At 62.0% G+C, this 1,030-nt stretch carries 1 protein-coding gene; it reads left to right on the top strand.

Annotation, left to right across the window (positions count from 1 at the left end; all coding sequences use genetic code 11):
• On the top strand, positions 1–945 hold a 945-nt coding region (locus tag HHL14_RS32780), incomplete at its 5' end, for an amino acid permease (protein WP_169501748.1).
• Positions 946–1,030 lie beyond the last annotated feature (85 nt).

The following is a 1,030-nucleotide window of genomic DNA, read 5'->3' as shown; positions in this document are numbered from 1 at the left end:
GCCAAGGTCATACCGATCCTCGTGTTCATCGTGATCCTGATCTTCGGCTTCAGGATGGACCTGTTCCAGGCGAACCTGTATGGCGGCGGGCTCGAAGGCAACATCTTCGAGCAGGTGCGCGCGACGATGCTGGTGACGGTGTTCGTGTTCATCGGTATCGAAGGGGCGAGCGTCTACTCGCGCTATGCAAAGAAGCGTAGCGACGTCGGTCAGGCGACGATCCTCGGCTTCATCGTGGTGACCACGCTGATGGTGCTCGTGTCGATGCTGCCGTATGCGGTGCTGGCGCGCGCGGACGTCGCGGGCATGCGCCAGCCGTCGATGGCGGCGGTGCTCGAGTCGGTGGTGGGCCACTGGGGCGCGGTGTTCGTCAGCGTGGGGCTGCTGGTGTCGGTGCTGGGCGCGTATCTGGCGTGGTCGCTGATCTGCGCGGAAGTGCTGTTCACGGCGGCGAAGACCCGGGACATGCCGTCGGTGTTCGCGAAGGAGAACGCGAACAGGGTGCCGGCCAACGCGCTGTGGCTGACCAACATCGTGGTGCAGCTGCTGGTCATCAGCACGTACTTCTCGCGCGACGCATTCGCACTGATGCTCAATCTGACGAGCGCGATGTCGCTGATCCCGTATCTGTTCGTGGCGGCCTACGGGTTCATGATTTCGAAGCGCGGCGAGGGCTACCAGGTGCGCCCGGAGGAGCGTCGGCGGGACCTGATCATGGCGGCCATTGCGGTGATCTATACGGTGTTCATGATCTACGCGGGCGGGCTCAAGTTCATTCTGCTGTCGGCGGTGCTGTATGCGCCGGGCACGGCGCTGTACGTGTGGGCGCGACGCGAACAGAACAAGGCGGTGCTGATCGGTTCGGACTGGATCATCTTTATCGTGGTGGCGATTGGTGCCCTCGTCGGTATCTACGGACTGGCGAGCGGGGCGATCGCACTCTGACGGATCCGGTTCATTCCGATGATTCATTCGATTGAACGTAACTGGCTAATGCTGGCATTCAGGAGATCATCATGACGGGTACAGA

The organism is Paraburkholderia antibiotica, assembly GCF_012927125.1.
GTDB classification, from domain to species: domain Bacteria; phylum Pseudomonadota; class Gammaproteobacteria; order Burkholderiales; family Burkholderiaceae; genus Paraburkholderia; species Paraburkholderia antibiotica.
The sequence above is the reverse complement of the archived record's forward strand: the minus strand, read 5'-3'. Positions and strand labels throughout refer to the sequence as shown.